Annotated in this window: 12 protein-coding genes and 1 pseudogene; 5 read left to right on the plus strand and 8 right to left on the minus strand. The window is 63.7% G+C overall.

Going from position 1 to position 15,744, the window contains the following annotated elements:
- On the minus strand, nt 1-809 hold an 809-nt coding region (gene ispG / locus ACFQ79_RS30225), incomplete at its 3' end, for a flavodoxin-dependent (E)-4-hydroxy-3-methylbut-2-enyl-diphosphate synthase (protein ID WP_383589404.1).
- Nucleotides 810-1,009: 200 nt separating this feature from the next.
- The gene (locus tag ACFQ79_RS30230) at nt 1,010-2,851 is read right to left on the minus strand and encodes a 1-deoxy-D-xylulose-5-phosphate synthase (RefSeq protein ID WP_383589406.1); all 1,842 of its coding nucleotides are present in this window, start codon (nt 2,849-2,851) and stop codon (nt 1,010-1,012) included.
- A 269-nt stretch (nt 2,852-3,120) separates the two neighbouring features.
- Between ACFQ79_RS30230 and uppS the strand changes: the two genes are divergently transcribed.
- The 3 genes from uppS (at nt 3,121) to ACFQ79_RS30245 (ending at nt 5,634) form a co-directional block, all read left to right on the plus strand.
- Nucleotides 3,121-3,834, plus strand: coding sequence for a polyprenyl diphosphate synthase (gene uppS / locus ACFQ79_RS30235; RefSeq protein WP_383589408.1), 714 nt, complete (start codon nt 3,121-3,123; stop codon nt 3,832-3,834).
- A 108-nt stretch (nt 3,835-3,942) separates the two neighbouring features.
- Nucleotides 3,943-4,554, plus strand: coding sequence for a cytochrome P450 (locus tag ACFQ79_RS30240; RefSeq protein WP_383589409.1), 612 nt, complete (start codon nt 3,943-3,945; stop codon nt 4,552-4,554).
- Between the two features lie 459 nt (nt 4,555-5,013).
- Entirely contained in the window at nt 5,014-5,634 is a 621-nt protein-coding gene (locus tag ACFQ79_RS30245; RefSeq protein WP_383589411.1) for an HPP family protein, read from the plus strand.
- A 224-nt stretch (nt 5,635-5,858) separates the two neighbouring features.
- On the opposite strand, the gene ACFQ79_RS30250 is transcribed toward ACFQ79_RS30245, so the two are convergent.
- Together ACFQ79_RS30250 and ACFQ79_RS30255 are read right to left on the minus strand one after the other, a co-directional pair.
- Nucleotides 5,859-6,185 (minus strand): acyl carrier protein, encoded by a 327-nt coding sequence (locus ACFQ79_RS30250; RefSeq protein WP_383589413.1) that lies wholly within the window; start codon nt 6,183-6,185, stop codon nt 5,859-5,861.
- Nucleotides 6,186-7,283: 1,098 nt separating this feature from the next.
- Complete coding sequence (locus tag ACFQ79_RS30255; RefSeq protein WP_383589415.1) at nt 7,284-7,460, minus strand: hypothetical protein; 177 nt, start codon at nt 7,458-7,460, stop codon at nt 7,284-7,286.
- Nucleotides 7,461-8,608: 1,148 nt separating this feature from the next.
- Between ACFQ79_RS30255 and ACFQ79_RS30260 the strand changes: the two genes are divergently transcribed.
- Together ACFQ79_RS30260 and ACFQ79_RS30265 are read left to right on the plus strand one after the other, a co-directional pair.
- Nucleotides 8,609-9,022, plus strand: a complete 414-nt coding sequence (locus ACFQ79_RS30260) for a peptidase inhibitor family I36 protein (protein WP_383589416.1) — start codon at nt 8,609-8,611, stop codon at nt 9,020-9,022.
- A gap of 373 nt (nt 9,023-9,395) precedes the next feature.
- The gene (locus tag ACFQ79_RS30265; RefSeq protein WP_383589418.1) at nt 9,396-9,845 is read left to right on the plus strand and encodes a peptidase inhibitor family I36 protein; all 450 of its coding nucleotides are present in this window, start codon (nt 9,396-9,398) and stop codon (nt 9,843-9,845) included.
- A 1,694-nt stretch (nt 9,846-11,539) separates the two neighbouring features.
- On the opposite strand, the pseudogene ACFQ79_RS30270 reads toward ACFQ79_RS30265, so the two are convergent.
- The 4 genes and pseudogenes from ACFQ79_RS30270 to ACFQ79_RS30285 form a co-directional block, all read right to left on the minus strand.
- Nucleotides 11,540-11,907 (minus strand): annotated as a pseudogene (locus ACFQ79_RS30270) (DUF6191 domain-containing protein).
- Nucleotides 11,908-12,082: 175 nt separating this feature from the next.
- Entirely contained in the window at nt 12,083-13,321 is a 1,239-nt protein-coding gene (locus ACFQ79_RS30275) for an ABC transporter permease (protein ID WP_383589420.1), read from the minus strand.
- Complete coding sequence (locus ACFQ79_RS30280) at nt 13,318-14,007, minus strand: ABC transporter ATP-binding protein (RefSeq protein WP_383589421.1); 690 nt, start codon at nt 14,005-14,007, stop codon at nt 13,318-13,320. The genes ACFQ79_RS30275 and ACFQ79_RS30280 overlap by 4 nt, the downstream gene beginning before the upstream one ends.
- Nucleotides 14,004-15,443 (minus strand): peptidoglycan-binding protein, encoded by a 1,440-nt coding sequence (locus tag ACFQ79_RS30285; protein WP_383589423.1) that lies wholly within the window; start codon nt 15,441-15,443, stop codon nt 14,004-14,006. Before ACFQ79_RS30285 ends, ACFQ79_RS30280 begins: the two co-directional genes overlap by 4 nt.
- Nucleotides 15,444-15,744 lie beyond the last annotated feature (301 nt).

Here is a 15,744-nt window from a genome sequence, read left to right on the forward strand (position 1 = left end):
AGGTTCAGCGACTCCAGGATCTGCATGCCGACCTTGATCTCCTCGGCCGGCGGCGCGGAGAGGGAGACGCGGATGGTGTCGCCGATGCCCTGGGACAGCAGCGCGCCGAAGGCGACGGCGGACTTGATGGTGCCCTGGAAGGCCGGGCCCGCCTCGGTGACGCCGAGGTGCAGCGGGTAGTCGCACTGGGCGGCGAGCTGACGGTAGGCCTCGACCATGATCACCGGGTCGTTGTGCTTGACCGAGATCTTGATGTCGCGGAAGCCGTGCTCCTCGAAGAGGGAGGCCTCCCAGAGGGCGGACTCGACGAGCGCCTCGGGGGTGGCCCTGCCGTACTTCTTGAGCAGGCGCGCGTCGAGCGAGCCGGCGTTGACGCCGATGCGGATCGGCGTGCGGGCGTCGGAGGCCGCCTTGGCGATCTCCTTGACCTTGTCGTCGAACTGCTTGATGTTGCCGGGGTTGACGCGGACGGCCGCGCAGCCGGCGTCGATCGCGGCGAAGACGTACTTCGGCTGGAAGTGGATGTCGGCGATCACCGGGATCTGCGACTTCCGCGCGATGACCGCGAGGGCGTCGGCGTCGTCCTGGGTGGGGCAGGCCACGCGCACGATCTGGCAGCCGGAGGCCGTCAGCTCGGCGATCTGCTGCAGCGTGGCGCCGATGTCGGAGGTGCGGGTCGTGGTCATCGACTGCACGGAGACGGGTGCGTCACCGCCGACGGCCACGCTGCCGACCTGGATCTGGCGGCTCTTGCGCCGCTCGGCGAGCCGGGTCGGGACGGTCGGGATACCGAGAGAAATCGCGGTCATCAGCAGGGCCCTTCGTGTTCAACTGCACGCAGGCGTAGCACAGGAGTGGCCGGAGGCTACTCTGCGGAAGCTGCATCGCGGTTCGCAAGGCTGTAGCTCGAGGGGAAAAGGTGCGGCAACGAGGTGGCCAATCACGCTACCGAGGGCCTTCGTCGGCTGCGCGATGAGCGGGCGGCGGGTGCGGGAGACACCTAGAGAGGTCATCTCAGATCCTTGATGCGGGAGGGCTTCGCGAGACTGGCAGGGCACGAAGTGCTCCGGAGTATGGCGTGTGCAATGCCCGGGCCATCAAGCCCGACTCCGGATAGAACCGCCGCCCGGTTGCCCTGTGCGATGAAGTCACGTGGCAGGCCCAGTGTGGTCACGGGTGTTGCGATGGCGGCATCCTGGACCGCCTGGGCAATGGCACTGCCGATTCCTCCAGTGCGGACCCCGTCCTCGACGGTGACAACCACACGATGGCGGGCGGCCATTGAGGTCAGGGCCTCGCTGACGGGATGAACCCAGTCGGCGTCTGCGACGGTGACACCCAGGCCGTGTTCTTCCAAGAGCGTGGCCGCCTTGAGCGCAGACTCGGCGAGGGGGCCAGCAGAGATGAGCAGCACATCTGGACTTCGGCGGCTGAGATGCAGGATGTCGATTCCGTCCATCCGGGCCACGGCTGGGATAGACGGGCCTGTCGCTCCCCTGGGGAAGCGCAGCATTGTCGGCCCTCCGGAGACGGCTACGGCTTCCCGGAGCAGCCTCCGGAGATGGTCGGCGTCCCGAGGCAGGGCAATCTGCATGCCTGGCACTGCTGTCAGCAGGCTGAGATCCCACATTCCGTGGTGGGAAGGTCCGTCCGGGCCTGTGATTCCGGCGCGATCCAGCACGAAGGTTACGGGGAGCCGATGCAGTGCCACATCCATCAGGACCTGGTCGAAGGCTCGATTGAGGAATGTTGCATAGATGGCTACGACCGGGTGGTAGCCGCCCATTGCCAGGCCGGCTGCTGAGGTGACGGCATGCTGTTCGGCGATTCCCACATCGAAGACCCGGTCCGGGAACTTCTCAGCCATCAAGTGCAGCCCGGTAGGCCGCGTCATGGCGGCGGTCACAGCCACCAGATCATCTCGCTGCTCCGCCAGCTCCATCAGCTCATGCGCAAAGACACTCGTCCAGGAGACCGCAGGCGAGGCAGCGGGACGCATCGCCTTGCCTGTGCCGGGGTCGATGACGCCCACGGCGTGCAGACAGTCCGCCTCATCTGACTCCGCTGGTGGATAGCCTTTGCCCTTGACAGTCACGACGTGCACCAGTGCTGGGCAGCGCAGGGCCCGTGCCGTTCGCAGAGCGCCTTCGACTTCGGCGATGTTGTGACCGTCGATGGGGCCCACGTACGAGAACCCCAGTGCCTCAAACAGATTCTGCGTGCCTTCAGGATGCAGCTTGAGCTCTGCCAGATGTCCGGCCACAGCACCTGTGGTGGGCGCGTATGAGCGGCCATTGTCGTTGAGTACCACGATCACCGGGCGGTCTCCGGCACCTCCGAGGTTGTTCAGCGCCTCCCAGGCCATCCCGCCTGTCAGCGCCCCATCTCCAATGACTGCAACAACTTCCCGGTCCCGCTCCTTGGAGAGGCGGCGGGCTTTGGCCAGCCCATCTGCGTATGAGAGTGCCGTTGACGCGTGAGAATTATCTACCCAGTCATGTACTGACTCTGCGCGTGAGGGATATCCGGAGAGTCCTCCGAGCTGACGGAGAGAGCCAAACTCGTCGTGACGTCCCGTCAGGATCTTGTGCACATAGGCCTGATGTCCCGTATCGAACACCAGCGCGTCATGCGGTGAAGTGAAGACCCTGTGCAATGCAATCGTCAGCTCCACCACGCCAAGATTAGGGCCGAGATGACCGCCCGTCTGGCATACCTGTGCCACTAAGAAGGAACGGATCCGGTCCGCAAGGGCTGGTAGCTCTTGCGGCGGCAGCGACCGTACTGTCTCCAAGCCGTCGAGTCCCGCCAGCGAGACACGGGATGGATGAGCCTGAGGGGTGGTTGCCATGAGTGGCCCTTCGCGCCAGCAGAAACACCTGGGTGGGGGTCGGAACACCCACTCAGCATAAGTCGGTGCCCTCGTAGGCACCTCCGACCTGACACACAGCACGGTGGTTTCCACCGGGATTGCCGAGAGTCATGGAGCATGTAGTCCGGGAGCTCTCGAAGAACACGCGAGCCCCTCTGTCCCACGTTGGTGCCGCTCTGGCGGCTTTACCCCATCCAAGACCAACCTCTGGGGGCATCCCATGAAGTTGAGTTCCGAGAGCAGCGGCCATGTACGTCCCCGCTGAAAAGAAGTCGCTCACTCTCCGTCATCTGGCCGTAATCGTTGACGGGAACCGGCGGTGGGCAAAATCTCGAGGTCTTCCGTCTTCGGCTGGCTACCGGAACGGGGGGAAGCGCGTTATGGAGCTGCTCACCTGGTGCGAAAACGTTGCCGAGATCGAGGTGGTTACGCTGTGGCCGCTTTCCACCGAGAACCTTAACCGCCCTGAGAGTGAACTGACAGATCTCCTCTCTGTGATCGTGGGAACAACCGCGAAGATCGCCGAGACGCAAAGATGGAGGGTTCGCCTCATAGGCTGTCTGGACCGGCTACCAGAACAAGCCACAAAGGACCTTCTCCACACTGCTCACCAGACTGACCATCTGACTGGCAAGGTAGTCAACATCGCTGCCGCTTATGGAGGCAGGGACGAAATAGCTCGTGCTGTGAAGAACCTCATCACAGCACGCCAGGCAGCAGGTGACCTCTTCAGCGACGTACATCCTGACGAAATCGGCAGATACCTTGACACCGCCGGCCAGTCTGACCCTGATTTGGTCATCCGAACTTCAGGAGAACAGCGGCTCTCTGGATTCATGCCTTGGCAGACAGCCTATTCCGAGTTTTACTTCACCCCTACCCCCTGGCCAGAATTCTCTCACAATGATTTCATTCAGGCATTGAGTTGGTACCACCGCCGAACCCGCAACTACGGAAAGTGAGCGAGGAATCCATACCTCAGGACACTGACTTCCAGACGCAGACGAGATCTGCGACCAGATATTCACCGTCTTCGCTGCCGGAACTGAGACCACGGCATCTCTCCTGACGTGGGGTTGCATCTCCTCGCCTCACATCCGAAGATCCTCAGTCAGCTCCATAACGAAGTCGACGCCGTGCTCGACGGACGGCCCGCGACTTGGAACGACATCCCGCAGCTGGAACTCACGCGCCGCATTCTGACTGAAACGACGCGCATACATTCGCCGGCACTGCTGACAACTCGCAGGACCACCGCCGAGACCGAACTCGGCGGGATCCACATACCAGCCCAAACTGACCTGTTCCTCAGCCCCTACATTCTTCATCTCCGCTCTGATGCCTTTCCCGACCCGCGCACCTTCGACCCTGACCGCTGGCTCCCAGACCGTCCCGCGCCGCCACGTGGTTCTTGCGTCCCCTTCGGGGGCGGTACCCCAAGGTGCATCGGTGACGACTTCGCTCTCACCGAAGCCATCCTTGCGTTGAGTACGCTCACTGCCCGGTTTGAGCTGCGTCTGGACCCCTCCACCACAACCAGCACACTCGTGCGAGGCGCTGTCGGCCGCATCCCCTCCGCATGCAGCTCTGCGCTCGTCGCAATGCGGCGAGACAGCATGATCCGTGCCAAGGCCGGCAGCCAGTCGAGCCAGGATCTGTCGTCAGTACCCCTGAATGCGTAGATCAAGAACCGGGGAAGGCCCAGCAGCGTGGACGGCAAGGTTCACTCAACCTGCGGCGCACGTGCCGCGGCGATCGACAATCACACCGTGCCCCCGGATCCCGAGCGGCCACTGCCGACAGGCAAGGCCTGGGGGCCTACGTTCCCATCCCGCACGCCGCCAAGGGCGGCCGGCCCTCGAGCAGCCGCGAGGGCCGCACGGGAGCATCGGTCCAGGTCCTTCTCCGTCCACAACACGGGGACAGCGCTGGCCGACAGGGAGGAGACCCTTGCTCTACCGGCCCCCGCGCTCACTCGGTGCTGGACCTCACGGAAGTCTGTAGCAGTTCCCAGAGGTGCAACGCACGGCTGAGCAGTTCCAGCAGTCGTCCAGCCCTGCTCGGGCCCGCTGAATTCCGCCACGGCCGGTGGTACGTGTCACGCTGGAAGGCGTCCACCGACCGACTCGAAGGAGAGCGCTATGGCAGCCTCCCCTCACGCCGTCAGCGATGTCATGTCCAGCACGGCCATCGCCATCGGCCCCGGTGCCTCCTGTGCGCAGATCGCTGAGGTTATGCGCGACTGGGAGCTCGACGTGATTCCTGTTGTCGAAGGGGAGGGACGCGTCATCGGCGTCGTAACCGCAGCCGATCTAGCCCGGGATTCCCGCCGAGAAGCGCTTATACCGCCACGACAGGCGCGTCACGAGCTAGTGGGGGGTGAGGAGCCCTTGGCGAAGGATCTCATGTCTGCGCCTGCCCACACTGTCCGGCCGCACTCACCAATCACCCAATCCGCGCGGCTGATGATCCAGGACCAGGTCAGCTCCCTTCCGGTCATTGACGCCATCGGCATGCTGGAAGGTCTGGTCCATCGTACTGACATTCCCAGAGAGTACTTCCGGTCCGACGCCGAGCTCGCCAGCATAGTTCGCGAGAGTGTTCTCTCCCGAACCCCGACGCCCGCGGAATGGGACGTGACCGTGATGGACGGCATCGTCACACTCCATCACCCGCCGCAGGAAGACGACTCCCTGCTCTCACAGATCGCTTGGGGCATTCGTGCCGTGAAAGGCGTTGCTGATGTTACAGCTGGGGCGTAACAGTCATTCAAGGCAGCTAACCAGCGAAAGCTCACCGAGTACGCAATGTGAGTGATCCTCTTCAGTCTGCCCGTCCGTGGGGCTTCCCGACACCCGACTCGGCTGCCCGTCGGCAGACGGACGGGCAGAAGAGGCTTGCTGTCCGCCATCGGTACACTGCACCGCCGGTGGCAGGCATTCTTCTCTTCCGTTGCAGTAGCCCAAGAGCTTCAGGAATCCAGCAGCTACTCTGCTGCTCCGCTCAATGACGGACGCCACCCTGCAGACCCCAGCTCGCCACGACGGTGTCTGGGTCTACTCACCACCGGCGACCCATCCCGTTCACAGACGAACATGTACAAAGCCCTCGGCGTACGCAACCCTTCCAGCCGGCGAAGATCAACCTTCACCCCGCCCTCGCTCTCAAGGCGTTCCGCAGCCTCAATCAGGGTCAGGGAGTCAAATCCCAACTCCACGAACGGCCGGTCGGCAACCCGATCCATCGTATCCGGCAAGCCTTCCACTCCCGCCGAGGCGCTCACAATGCGCCAGAAGTCTCTCATCGTCATCATGCCGACACCTCGCTTCTCCGGACCCGACCAAGACCATCCCGCACGCCTCCACCGGAAGGCCCCTACGACGCCCCGGACCACTACCTCGAGACAGTGCGAAGCTCAAGGCTTAAGGGGTCTTCTTCAATCGAAGTCCCCTGGCACCACCCCGCACCGATGTGCCGCCCCGGTCTCTCGCCACTGTGCAGAGCGCCGTCTCGTTTCACCTGAGCAAATCCTGCTCAGCGGACTCAGTCGCGTTCGTACGGAGCGTCAGCTCGTTACAGGACTCGACCACCACCACTGGGTGACCTTGCCCTCCTACGGCTCTTTCACAGGTCAAAGTGAACTTCCTGGCCTCATAACCCCACGGTCATGTAAATCCGCCCGCGATTCCCGCGCTGCCCATCCGGACGCTGCGTTCACCGCTGATGACCGTTTGAAGTGCTAGCCGTTATGCGTGGCGGTGAACGAGACTCGACCACTCGGTTTCCGTGCCGCCAAGGGTAAATCGGACACGCTAAGCGTCGCCTTCAGTGCCGCTCTCCTGGATGAGGGCTGCTGCCGATGACAGTCATTCGGGATCTGCAGAAGGTCTGGCGGGACAGCCGTGCCGTGGTGCGTTCGACCGGAGTTCTCGAGGGGTGGGTGCGGCGTCGTTCCACACCGCAGGTGTGGGCTTTGCTCAGTCGGATCATCCTCGCCTGTGCCGAAGGGGGCTTCGAACAAGGCCGTGGCGGCCCGGCTCGGTTCAGTTCGACTGCACATGCGGTGGGCCGGTGGCAGGCCCGTTGTGTCAAGCCCCGAATCACCGGTCTGGGCGCATGCCCCGCTCGGGCGGCCCAACTGTCGGTCACCGACGCACTGGTCACCGGGACACTGCAATCCGCGCCGAGGAACGCGACGCACTGGTCGACACGGCCGCTGGCGAGAAGACTGGGCCTGGCGCAGTCGACTGTGTCCCGGGTCTGGCGGTTTCGGCCTGCCGCCACACCGCTCACAGGCTCTCCAGCTGTCGACGGATCCGTTCTTCGTCGTCGGCCTCTATCTGGACCCGCCTGAGCGGGCTCTGGTCTTCTGTCTAGACGAAAAGTCGCTGATCCAGGTCCTGGACCGTTCTCAGCCAGTGCTGCCGATGATGCCCGGCGCGCCACGCACGACCACGTCCGCGTCGGCACCATCACTCGGTTCACTGCCCTGGACGTCGCCGCAGGCGAGGTCATCGGCTCCCTTCACCGGCGTCACCGGGCCGAGAAGTTCAGGAAGTTCCTCATCACGTCCGGTCTCGAGGTCCACCTGGTGGCTGGACAACTACGCCACCCACAAGACCCTGGCCATCAAGGCCTGGCTGATGGCCCGCTCCCAGTCCCACCTGCATTCCACGCCTGCTGGATTGTTCCGGCTCAACCTGGTCGCCGAGCTGACGAACCAACCGGTCTTCCTCGGAGTGGGCGTCGGCAAGGGTCCCCCAACACGGCCCCGGGCTCACACCGGCCGGGGAGAAAACCGTTGGCAAATCCATCCCAGGCTGCGGGCCGCCTTCGGCGTGCTGGTGCCCTGCCCCCTGCGCTCGCTTGAGTTCGCCGACGAGACCGGAGCCGAGCTCACCGCTCAACCCAGTCCGCCCAGGACCTCTTCCGCGACCAATCTCATCTCCACCCGATACGAGGTCTGCTCAGCCTCGAACGGTTGCTGGGCCGCTGCTGGACCGCCCTCCGTACCCTGGCGCCTTGAGTGCTACGGCCTTGGCGTCCCTGCGACAGGAAGGCGCTGCAGAGACTTATCGAGGATCCGGCCCACCCCGTACAAGGGCGCCCGGCTGATCGACACCCCCCGGCGAGCGACCGTCGTCGTCGCCCCGACAGCCGCTCTCGACATCGTGATCCCGTCTCTGGACTCCACGGTCCGCGAGCGGCCCTGAAGCCCAGATCCAGGGCTTGCTGGAGGATCGCTCTCTTCCTTGGTCCTGACCTCACTGCGGGGAGCCGGCGTCAGGACCACCGCCATGGTGCGTCGGTGGCGGAAGCGGCTCCCCGAAGGCAGGGAGGAACGCCATAAGCGCAAGGGGGCTTCGACGAGCCAGGCAATGACCAGCATACCTACTCAAAAGGACTTTCTGCCGAGCGGGCAGAGCATCCGTGTCGGGACCAGCTCCGGCAGCCTTTCACATGAAGGCTTCTGCTGCCTGGCCGTAGTGGCAGCATACTCAGCACACTGCGAATCAAGGCCTCCAGGCGACGTGCATCTCACCGCTGTCGTCCTGTTGAGCATAAAGCAGCACATTAAGTCGAGTAGCCGGTACTCGGGCTGAAAGATGCCATTGGTTGTCTACTAGATCCTGGCCGCACCCAGACCAAAGCGGGCCAGGACGCTTTTACCTACAACTGTCAACCACTTAAAACCGGCTTATCCTCTCAGCAGTGAGAGCCTCGGGAAGGATACTTATGTTCAAGCGCGCTATCACGACTGCGGTGGCTGCACTGTCCATCATCGCAGGTGCGGCTGGCGTCAGTAACGCAGCCACCCCGCTCAACGGAACCTGCCAGACTGGAGAGTTCTGCCTGTATAAGGGAACTAATTACTCTGGCGGAATCGCAGACTTCGACGACGACCTGAGTGCGTACATGCCTGCCGGGGCCCCTTACTTCGTCAACACGGGCGACTCAGTAAACGACGACGCCGGCAGCAGCCGTAACAAGTCGGTTTTCCATCCGGTTCGCGCATACGTCTACACAAACTATTCCGGGGCGAGTGTCTACCACCAGACCTCCGCGGCCATCTGCGGCGGAGGTCTCTGCAACCAGTACTCCAGCCTAGGGACATTCAACAACCACTTCAGCTCGCACCTCTACCTGTAAGAACTGTTGCGAAGTGACGGGGGGATGGCCCTGGACCTGCGCCATCCTCCCGTCGCTCCGGCCCGCCTAGAAGCGGTGTGTCTAAAGAGCTCCCTCGAAGTTGGCGATAGGACACCGTTCAAAGTCTGCTAGGCACCTCGTCGGCGGACGGACGCTCTCATTGCTGCATATTCAGGGCGAGTCCTGCGGCGCTACGAGCAGTATCAGCCCACTGCGACCGCCCCAGTTCATGGCACCCGGCCCGGACTCGGGTCCCACTATTCCCTTCTGCATCACGTCGAGAGCACGAATGTGCGGCCCGAGTACTCGGTCGTTCCTCCCGCCTCATGCACAGGGCCTCCGCGCGCGGGACGTACCGCTTCACTCGACGCCCATGCACCACAGTCAGCAACGAGAAGAAGAGATACAGGACATGTTCAAAAGAATTGCCTCGATAACCCTTTCTGTGCTTGCTCTCACCCTAGGCAGCGCAACGGTGAGCAGCGCCGCCGACGGAGTTTGCGGCAGCAGTGACTTCTGCCTCTACAAGAATGCCAACTATTCAGGAGGTGTCTACGACTACAGTGCCGCTCTCTCTGAGAACACCTACTTGGGAGACAACTTCTTCGGCGCTGGTACGGCTGTCAACAACAATGCAAGCAGCAGTGTCAACAAGCACGTGCACTGGGTCGTGAAGGCATATGAGTCCGCTTGGCAGGGTGGTGATCCGCTCACTCACCGTGCAGCTGGCACCGGCTGCCTGGCTGGTCAATGCCCTGCCTATTCCACCCTGGGCTGGGCGGACAATGCCTTCTCGTCCCACGACAACATCTGGGTTCCGTAACCCTATCCGGCATCTGGCACAGCAGCCATATGCGCTCGCCCTCTGTCCCCCGGACTGCGATGCGACTTGTAATCGCCGCAGCGCAGTCCGGATCAGGGAACCCGCATCGTACTGCAGCCATCATTAAGGATCTTCAGCGTTGACTTTCCAGGGCGATATCGGCCTTGATGATCTGGTATATGTCGGCTGAAGCTGATGCAGGCATACGGAGGATCCGCCAGGTCCTGAGCCAGGCCAAGAAGCCATCCGGTCAAATTCCATTCGCTTGTGAGCCGGATATGTCCCCTTCGATTCGCCAGGACCGTGCGGATTCCCGGACGGTTCGCGGCTCATTCTATTGGCCATTTCCCATCGCATCAGCCAGCCATAGGTCCTCGCGATCGCCCATCGCTTCGGCACCGGCTGAAATCGCTCTTCAAGTGGTCACTGTGCCGCTTCGGCACCGATCCAGAGGCCACCCCGCCGTGCTGGATGACAGTGGTCTGGTAGCTGCCGTCGGCCCCTGCCTTGGCGAGGCCGATATAGGCCGCCGCTGGGTCGGCCAGTTCCTGCTTGCCGCCGGCGGTGCCGCGCACCAAGGACGGGCGACGGGACGGTCAGGCCAGCCGGAGTGCCGATGATCAGATGACGCCACCCGCTGCAAGGAACCACCACGGCCTGCTCCCACAAGAACATCCCAGAGCCCAAATGCCGCGATCAGATGTTTCAGAAGCCCGCTGGAGCGGGACCCGAAGGCCGGGCGGACTCAGCCGACGGCCGCTTGCCTGGTGGGCAGGAAGTGGGGTGGCGCTTGAACGGAACCCGGAACGTGCCGTCGGTACCGGCGTACGCCTTGTCAGCGTGGACAGGGATCCCGCAGCGGTTCCCAGATCGTGCCGGGCTCCCGTGCCGTTGGGCGAGGTGGTTTCGGTCGCCGCGTATCATGATCCGGTCCTCGGCTGCACCAGCGTACGCTGATGTGGCTGCGTCGCAGGCGCCGCTGGTCTGCTCGCCGACCGCGCCCCAGGCTTCGTGGTGCTGGACGGGACTCCACTGATTCTGACCGCGGCGGTGAGAACCTCGAGGACTACTCGGCCGAACGCCGTCAGCAGGCAGCCAACGTCCAGGCTGTTAACGGTTCCACCGCATGCAGTGGATCTTGCCGGCTGCCGGCCGCGCCTACGGCCTGACTTCAGCCCATACACACCTGATCATCAGAACCTGCGAACGGCAGGGTTTCCTCGTTCTCGCCGAGCACGGCTGCTGGAGCGGATTGCCCGGCTGAAGTTCCTGGCAGAGGCTCGCTGAACTCGTACTGGTGCAGGTCTGGCTACTTCGGGCATGCCCTTGTGGCGCTTGCGCGTCTAACGGAGGAGTGAGACGTTTCCGCAACCCACAGCAGTTTCGGTGTCTTCGTGACGACCGCACGGCGGTACCTCAATGAGACGTCCGGCTCGCGGCCTGCGGACAGGGCCTGCGTGAAGCTCTGGCGGGCCCTGGCGGAGGGGATTTCGCCATCGCTGGCGGCTTGGCTCCACTCTCACACCGCCGGCCGCGTCGCCGGGGACAACCTACCCATAGTGCGACCGGACGCACCGCATGCGGGTGCCATCTCATGGACCTGCAGGTCGATGAGATGGCACGCCTTTCTGGGCGTGCCACTATGCGGCCCGTAGATGCCGATCGGCAGGTTCGGTCCGATGAAGTCCCTCGGCTCAGGGCGCGTCAGGCCGTTGCTCTGACGACATGGGGTGGGCGGCGCTCTTACCTTCCTGGCCCGGAATCCGTACCACTGCGATTCCTGCGTCCAGGTCCACCGTCGTCCTGTTCGGCGGAGCCCCGGCGTCTTCGTTGTCCGGGATGACCAGTGCCGACTGCCGCTCTTTCAGTTCATGCTGCTTGCCTGGGGAAAACTCGCATGCAGCAGTTCGAATCCCGTCGCGGATATCTGGCCCTGCCGGGCGCTGTTCCGCCACGGCAGGGCTCCTGCCCGCCCTGCGCGCAGCAGCAGCTGGTCGGCGAAGGCCAGCACGGTGAGCACGATAGCCAGTCCCGGAAGGGTCATGAAGGCGAGGAATTCCACGTCTCCAGTATCCGGGCCGCAGCGAGGTATGTCACCCTGCAATGGCGGATGTGGATGGTGCGTTGGCGCTGTGTGCTGGTCTATGCCGCACGGTACGGGCGGGCGTGCAGGTTGGTCGCGGGCAGACGCATGTCCTGAAGAGAAAGTGCTCTCGAGGTCTACTCTGCCGTTCAATTCAGCGGCGTAGCGCGTCTACTGGTTGGATGCGCGACGCGCGCAGCGCGGGGTACAGGCCAGCGACCAAGCCGGTGAGTAGACCGATCCCAGGTGCTGCTGCCACGGTCAGGGGGTGAAGTACTGGTGTCCACTCCTTCACTATCGCGACCGTCACCACCGTGAGTGTTCCCAGGCTTGTTCCCACGATGCCGCCGAGCGCTCCTAGGGCTCCGGACTCTGCAAGGAACTGGGCAACGATGTGGTGGGCCCGGGCTCCCAGCGCTCGGCGCAGGCCGATCTCCGCGGTCCGTTCCAGGACTGCGACCAGCGTGGTGTTGGCGATGCCTACAGCGCCGATGACCAGGCAGATCGTGGCGAGGAGGAGGAACAATTGGCTGAGATCGGCGCTCACGCTGTTCCGTAGCTTCTGGGGGTTGGGGGGTGGTACGGCTTTGAGGTACTCCGGGTGGTCGGGGCGCAGTGCCAGGGGAGCTTGATCGGCTACCTGTGTCGCGGCGCCGACCTCGGTGGAGATGAGCATGCTGGCAGGGGTGTCGCGGGGGGGACCCCAGATTTTGGCTGCAGTTGCCCTCGGGACGATTACGGACAGGAGCAGGTCTGCCTTGCGTTCGATGTCGTCGACGATGCCGATAACGGTGAAGGGTTCGCCATCCACGAAGACGGCAGGCTGCGCGCGGAGATTCGTGATTCCGAGTCTGGCCGCCACTGATGATCCGATGACGGCGACCGGTTCGGCACGCTGCTCGTGGAAGTTGTCATAGATCCGGCCTTGTGCGAGATGGGGAACAGCCGCACGCAGCACTCCTGGTGAGGCTGCTACTACGTTGCTCTTCTCTCCATCGGTGGGAGTTACGGCCGGTGAGGCACTTACTTCAGGTCCGGTGTCGGTTCTCACCGCCCAGAAGACTCCTGCATCGCGGACGCCGGCCAGCCGTGCTACTCGTTCGTCTGCGTCGTGTGGGAAGGCAGGGGTGGCGAACTGATCGACCTCCTTGCCGACGTCTTCGACCGTGACCTCAGTTGCTGTGAGCACAGAGAATCGTGTGTCGATCTGAGAGGAGGCGGTCGCGGTCAGCCCGAGAATCGCGACGAACGTGCCGACGCCCAGAACGGTGCCCAGCGCCGTGAGAATGGCTCGCGCGGGGCGCTGCAGCATGCCGGAGAGTGCTTCGGCGAGGAGATCACGGGGCGTGATGCGCGATGGCCGGATGGCCGGGGCTGGTGGTGGGGGTTTCATGCAGCCACCCCCTCACGCAGGGCGCCGTCGTGGATCGAGACAGTGCGCTGTCCCCGTTCAGCAACTGCCTGATCGTGAGTGATGACGACAATGGTCATGCCATCCGCATGCAGTTCGTCCAGCAAGGTCAGGACGGCATTGGCGCTAGTTGAGTCGAGGTTTCCGGTCGGTTCGTCGCACAGCAGAAGGGAAGGGACTGAGGCCACAGCTCGTGCCACTGCGACGCGTTGGCGCTCTCCTCCCGAGAGGTGGGATGACGGCGCCCCCATGCGGTGGCCGAGTCCGACTCTCGTGAGTGCATCGCGGGCGCGTTGGGCCCGGTGGGTGCGAGGTACAGCGCTGTACATCATTCCGAGTGCCACGTTTTCCTCGGCAGTACGGTGAGGCATGAGGTGGAACGACTGGAATACGAAGCCAATGCGCTGCCCACGCAGGGCCGTACGGTCGGCTTCCTTCAGGGTCGTGGTGTTCATTCCGTCGAGGTAGTACGTTCCATGCGTGGGACGGTCGAGGAGGCCCGCAACGTTGAGGAAAGTTGACTTTCCTGATCCTGAAGGACCGACGACGGTGATGAATTCACCCTGCGAAATCGTCAGATCGCACTCGCTCAGTGCCATGACGGGTGATGGTCCGCCATAGGTCAGTCCCACGCTGCGGAATTCGATGACAGGTGGTCTGGGCGTCACTTCCGTCCCCCCTGTTCACCGACGGTATCGGCTCCGACGATCACTTGCTCGCCCTCTCGCAACGTCGTGCCTGCTGAAGGGGTGACGGCTATGAAGCCGTCACCGGATGTGCTGGTCCTTACCACCACACGACGCTGGGCACCGGTATCAGTCAAGACGGTGACGGCAGTTGTTCCGTCGGCCCTAGTCGAGACAGCCGATATCGGCACGACAAGGGACTTGTTGACCGTCGAGCCCGCTTCGACCGTGATCCGCACGTCCTGGCCGGCGAGCGAACTTTGCAGGGCCCGCTTGGGACGCACCACGATGAGGTAGCCGCCAGGCTGCCCCTTTGAGGCTTCCTCTGCTCCCTCGTGCCCGGACTGGCCGCTCTCATCCGCGGTCGGGACGCTTCCGATAGAGACTACCTTGGCGTCAGCCTCGTCGCCGGTGCTCTCTGCCAGGATGCGTGCTTTTTGACCCGCCCTGACGAGATCCTTTTGGTGGTTCTGCAGATAGCCATGGATGACCAGCTCGCCGGAGGCGAGCGTGAGCGCCGTGCCTGTGCTCGTGCTTCCTACGGAGGCGGAGATCTGTGACACGCGGGCGGGAAAGCCCTTCAGATAGACAACTTCCGCGGCTGGCAGCATAGGGCCGGCCTGGCCTTGTCGCGTGGCTAGATCCTTCCGTGCCCTTGCGAGGTCTTCCGCAGCGCGGCTTACATTCTTCTGGGTTCCCGGGTCTCCAGGGGCGGCCTTCGCATCCTCAAAGGCCCGTTGGGCGGCGACAACGGCGTCTTCCGAAGCCTGGATCTGGGCGGCGCTTTCTGGGCTGGCCGGCAGCGGTGTGTAGCCGATCGCGGTGTAGAAGGAACTCAGAGCTGCTTTGGTGCCCGCTCCGAAGGTTCCCGGTTGATCCGCCCTCACCCGGTGGCCGAGGTGAGTAAGAGCCTGCTGAAGCTGCTTCACGTCCTCGCCAGCAGTTCCGGGCCGGATGTCTCGGTAGGAGGGAAGGGTCCCCTGCAGCACGAAGACAGGTCTGCCGGAGACTTCGAGCACGACCTGCCCCGGCAGAACTTCTCCGCCGGTATGGACGGGCAGCCGCGTGATCACAGCCCGTCCGCTCTCGCCCGAGGCTCCAGGAGACACCGGGACGGACTGGCCGGCCGTCACGGTACCGCGCAGAATCACCGAGTCCGTGAGGACTCGGTGCTCGACGGGCACTGTCATGACACCAGGGGGCGGGGGTGCGCTCTCAAGCGCGGCCTGAGCAGGGGACTTCACGAAGAGCGAGGCTCCTACCCCTCCGGCGGCCAGCAGTGCGCCGCCGAGAGCGACAGCGGCAACCCAGCGCCGCCGTGCGGTCAGCAATGACTGCTTGCCCTTCCTGCTGTCCATGTCATCGCCGTGTTCCGGGGCGACCGGTACGTCAGTCCGCCCCGTCGACTGATCAAGCATGCACTCTCCCACTGGCAGATCGCCCCCCTTCTTCGCGTCATCGCGAGATATCCACGCCCCAGATGCGGATCCAGATCTGTCCGGGGCGAAGCAGGAGGCCTCGGACTCGTATCCGTCAGCCACCAAATGCTTGGCGGCCTAGAGAGATTCCGCATCGCTCGTTGGCCCCAGAGTGACCACAGAGTGGCAGTTCTGGAGACGGTAGCGAACGATGGGCGGCTGGAGCTCTCGCCGTCTCATAGCACGGATCCCCGGAGACATCTGCGCCTGGCGACGGCCTGGAGCGTTGCTGGCACTCCCA

Source organism: Streptomyces sp. NPDC056480, from assembly GCF_042795405.1.
Lineage (GTDB): Bacteria > Actinomycetota > Actinomycetes > Streptomycetales > Streptomycetaceae > Streptomyces.

Coding starts and splice junctions, on each gene's coding strand:
- ACFQ79_RS30250 (WP_383589413.1), bottom strand. CDS start 6,185: ATGATGACGATGAGAGACTTCTGGCGCATTGTGAGCGCCTCGGCGGGA.
- ACFQ79_RS30245 (WP_383589411.1), top strand. CDS start 5,014: ATGGCAGCCTCCCCTCACGCCGTCAGCGATGTCATGTCCAGCACGGCC.
- ACFQ79_RS30265 (WP_383589418.1), top strand. CDS start 9,396: ATGCACCACAGTCAGCAACGAGAAGAAGAGATACAGGACATGTTCAAA.
- ACFQ79_RS30230 (WP_383589406.1), bottom strand. CDS start 2,851: ATGGCAACCACCCCTCAGGCTCATCCATCCCGTGTCTCGCTGGCGGGA.
- uppS (WP_383589408.1), top strand. CDS start 3,121: ATGTACGTCCCCGCTGAAAAGAAGTCGCTCACTCTCCGTCATCTGGCC.
- ACFQ79_RS30275 (WP_383589420.1), bottom strand. CDS start 13,321: ATGAAACCCCCACCACCAGCCCCGGCCATCCGGCCATCGCGCATCACG.
- ACFQ79_RS30260 (WP_383589416.1), top strand. CDS start 8,609: ATGTTCAAGCGCGCTATCACGACTGCGGTGGCTGCACTGTCCATCATC.
- ACFQ79_RS30285 (WP_383589423.1), bottom strand. CDS start 15,443: ATGCTTGATCAGTCGACGGGGCGGACTGACGTACCGGTCGCCCCGGAA.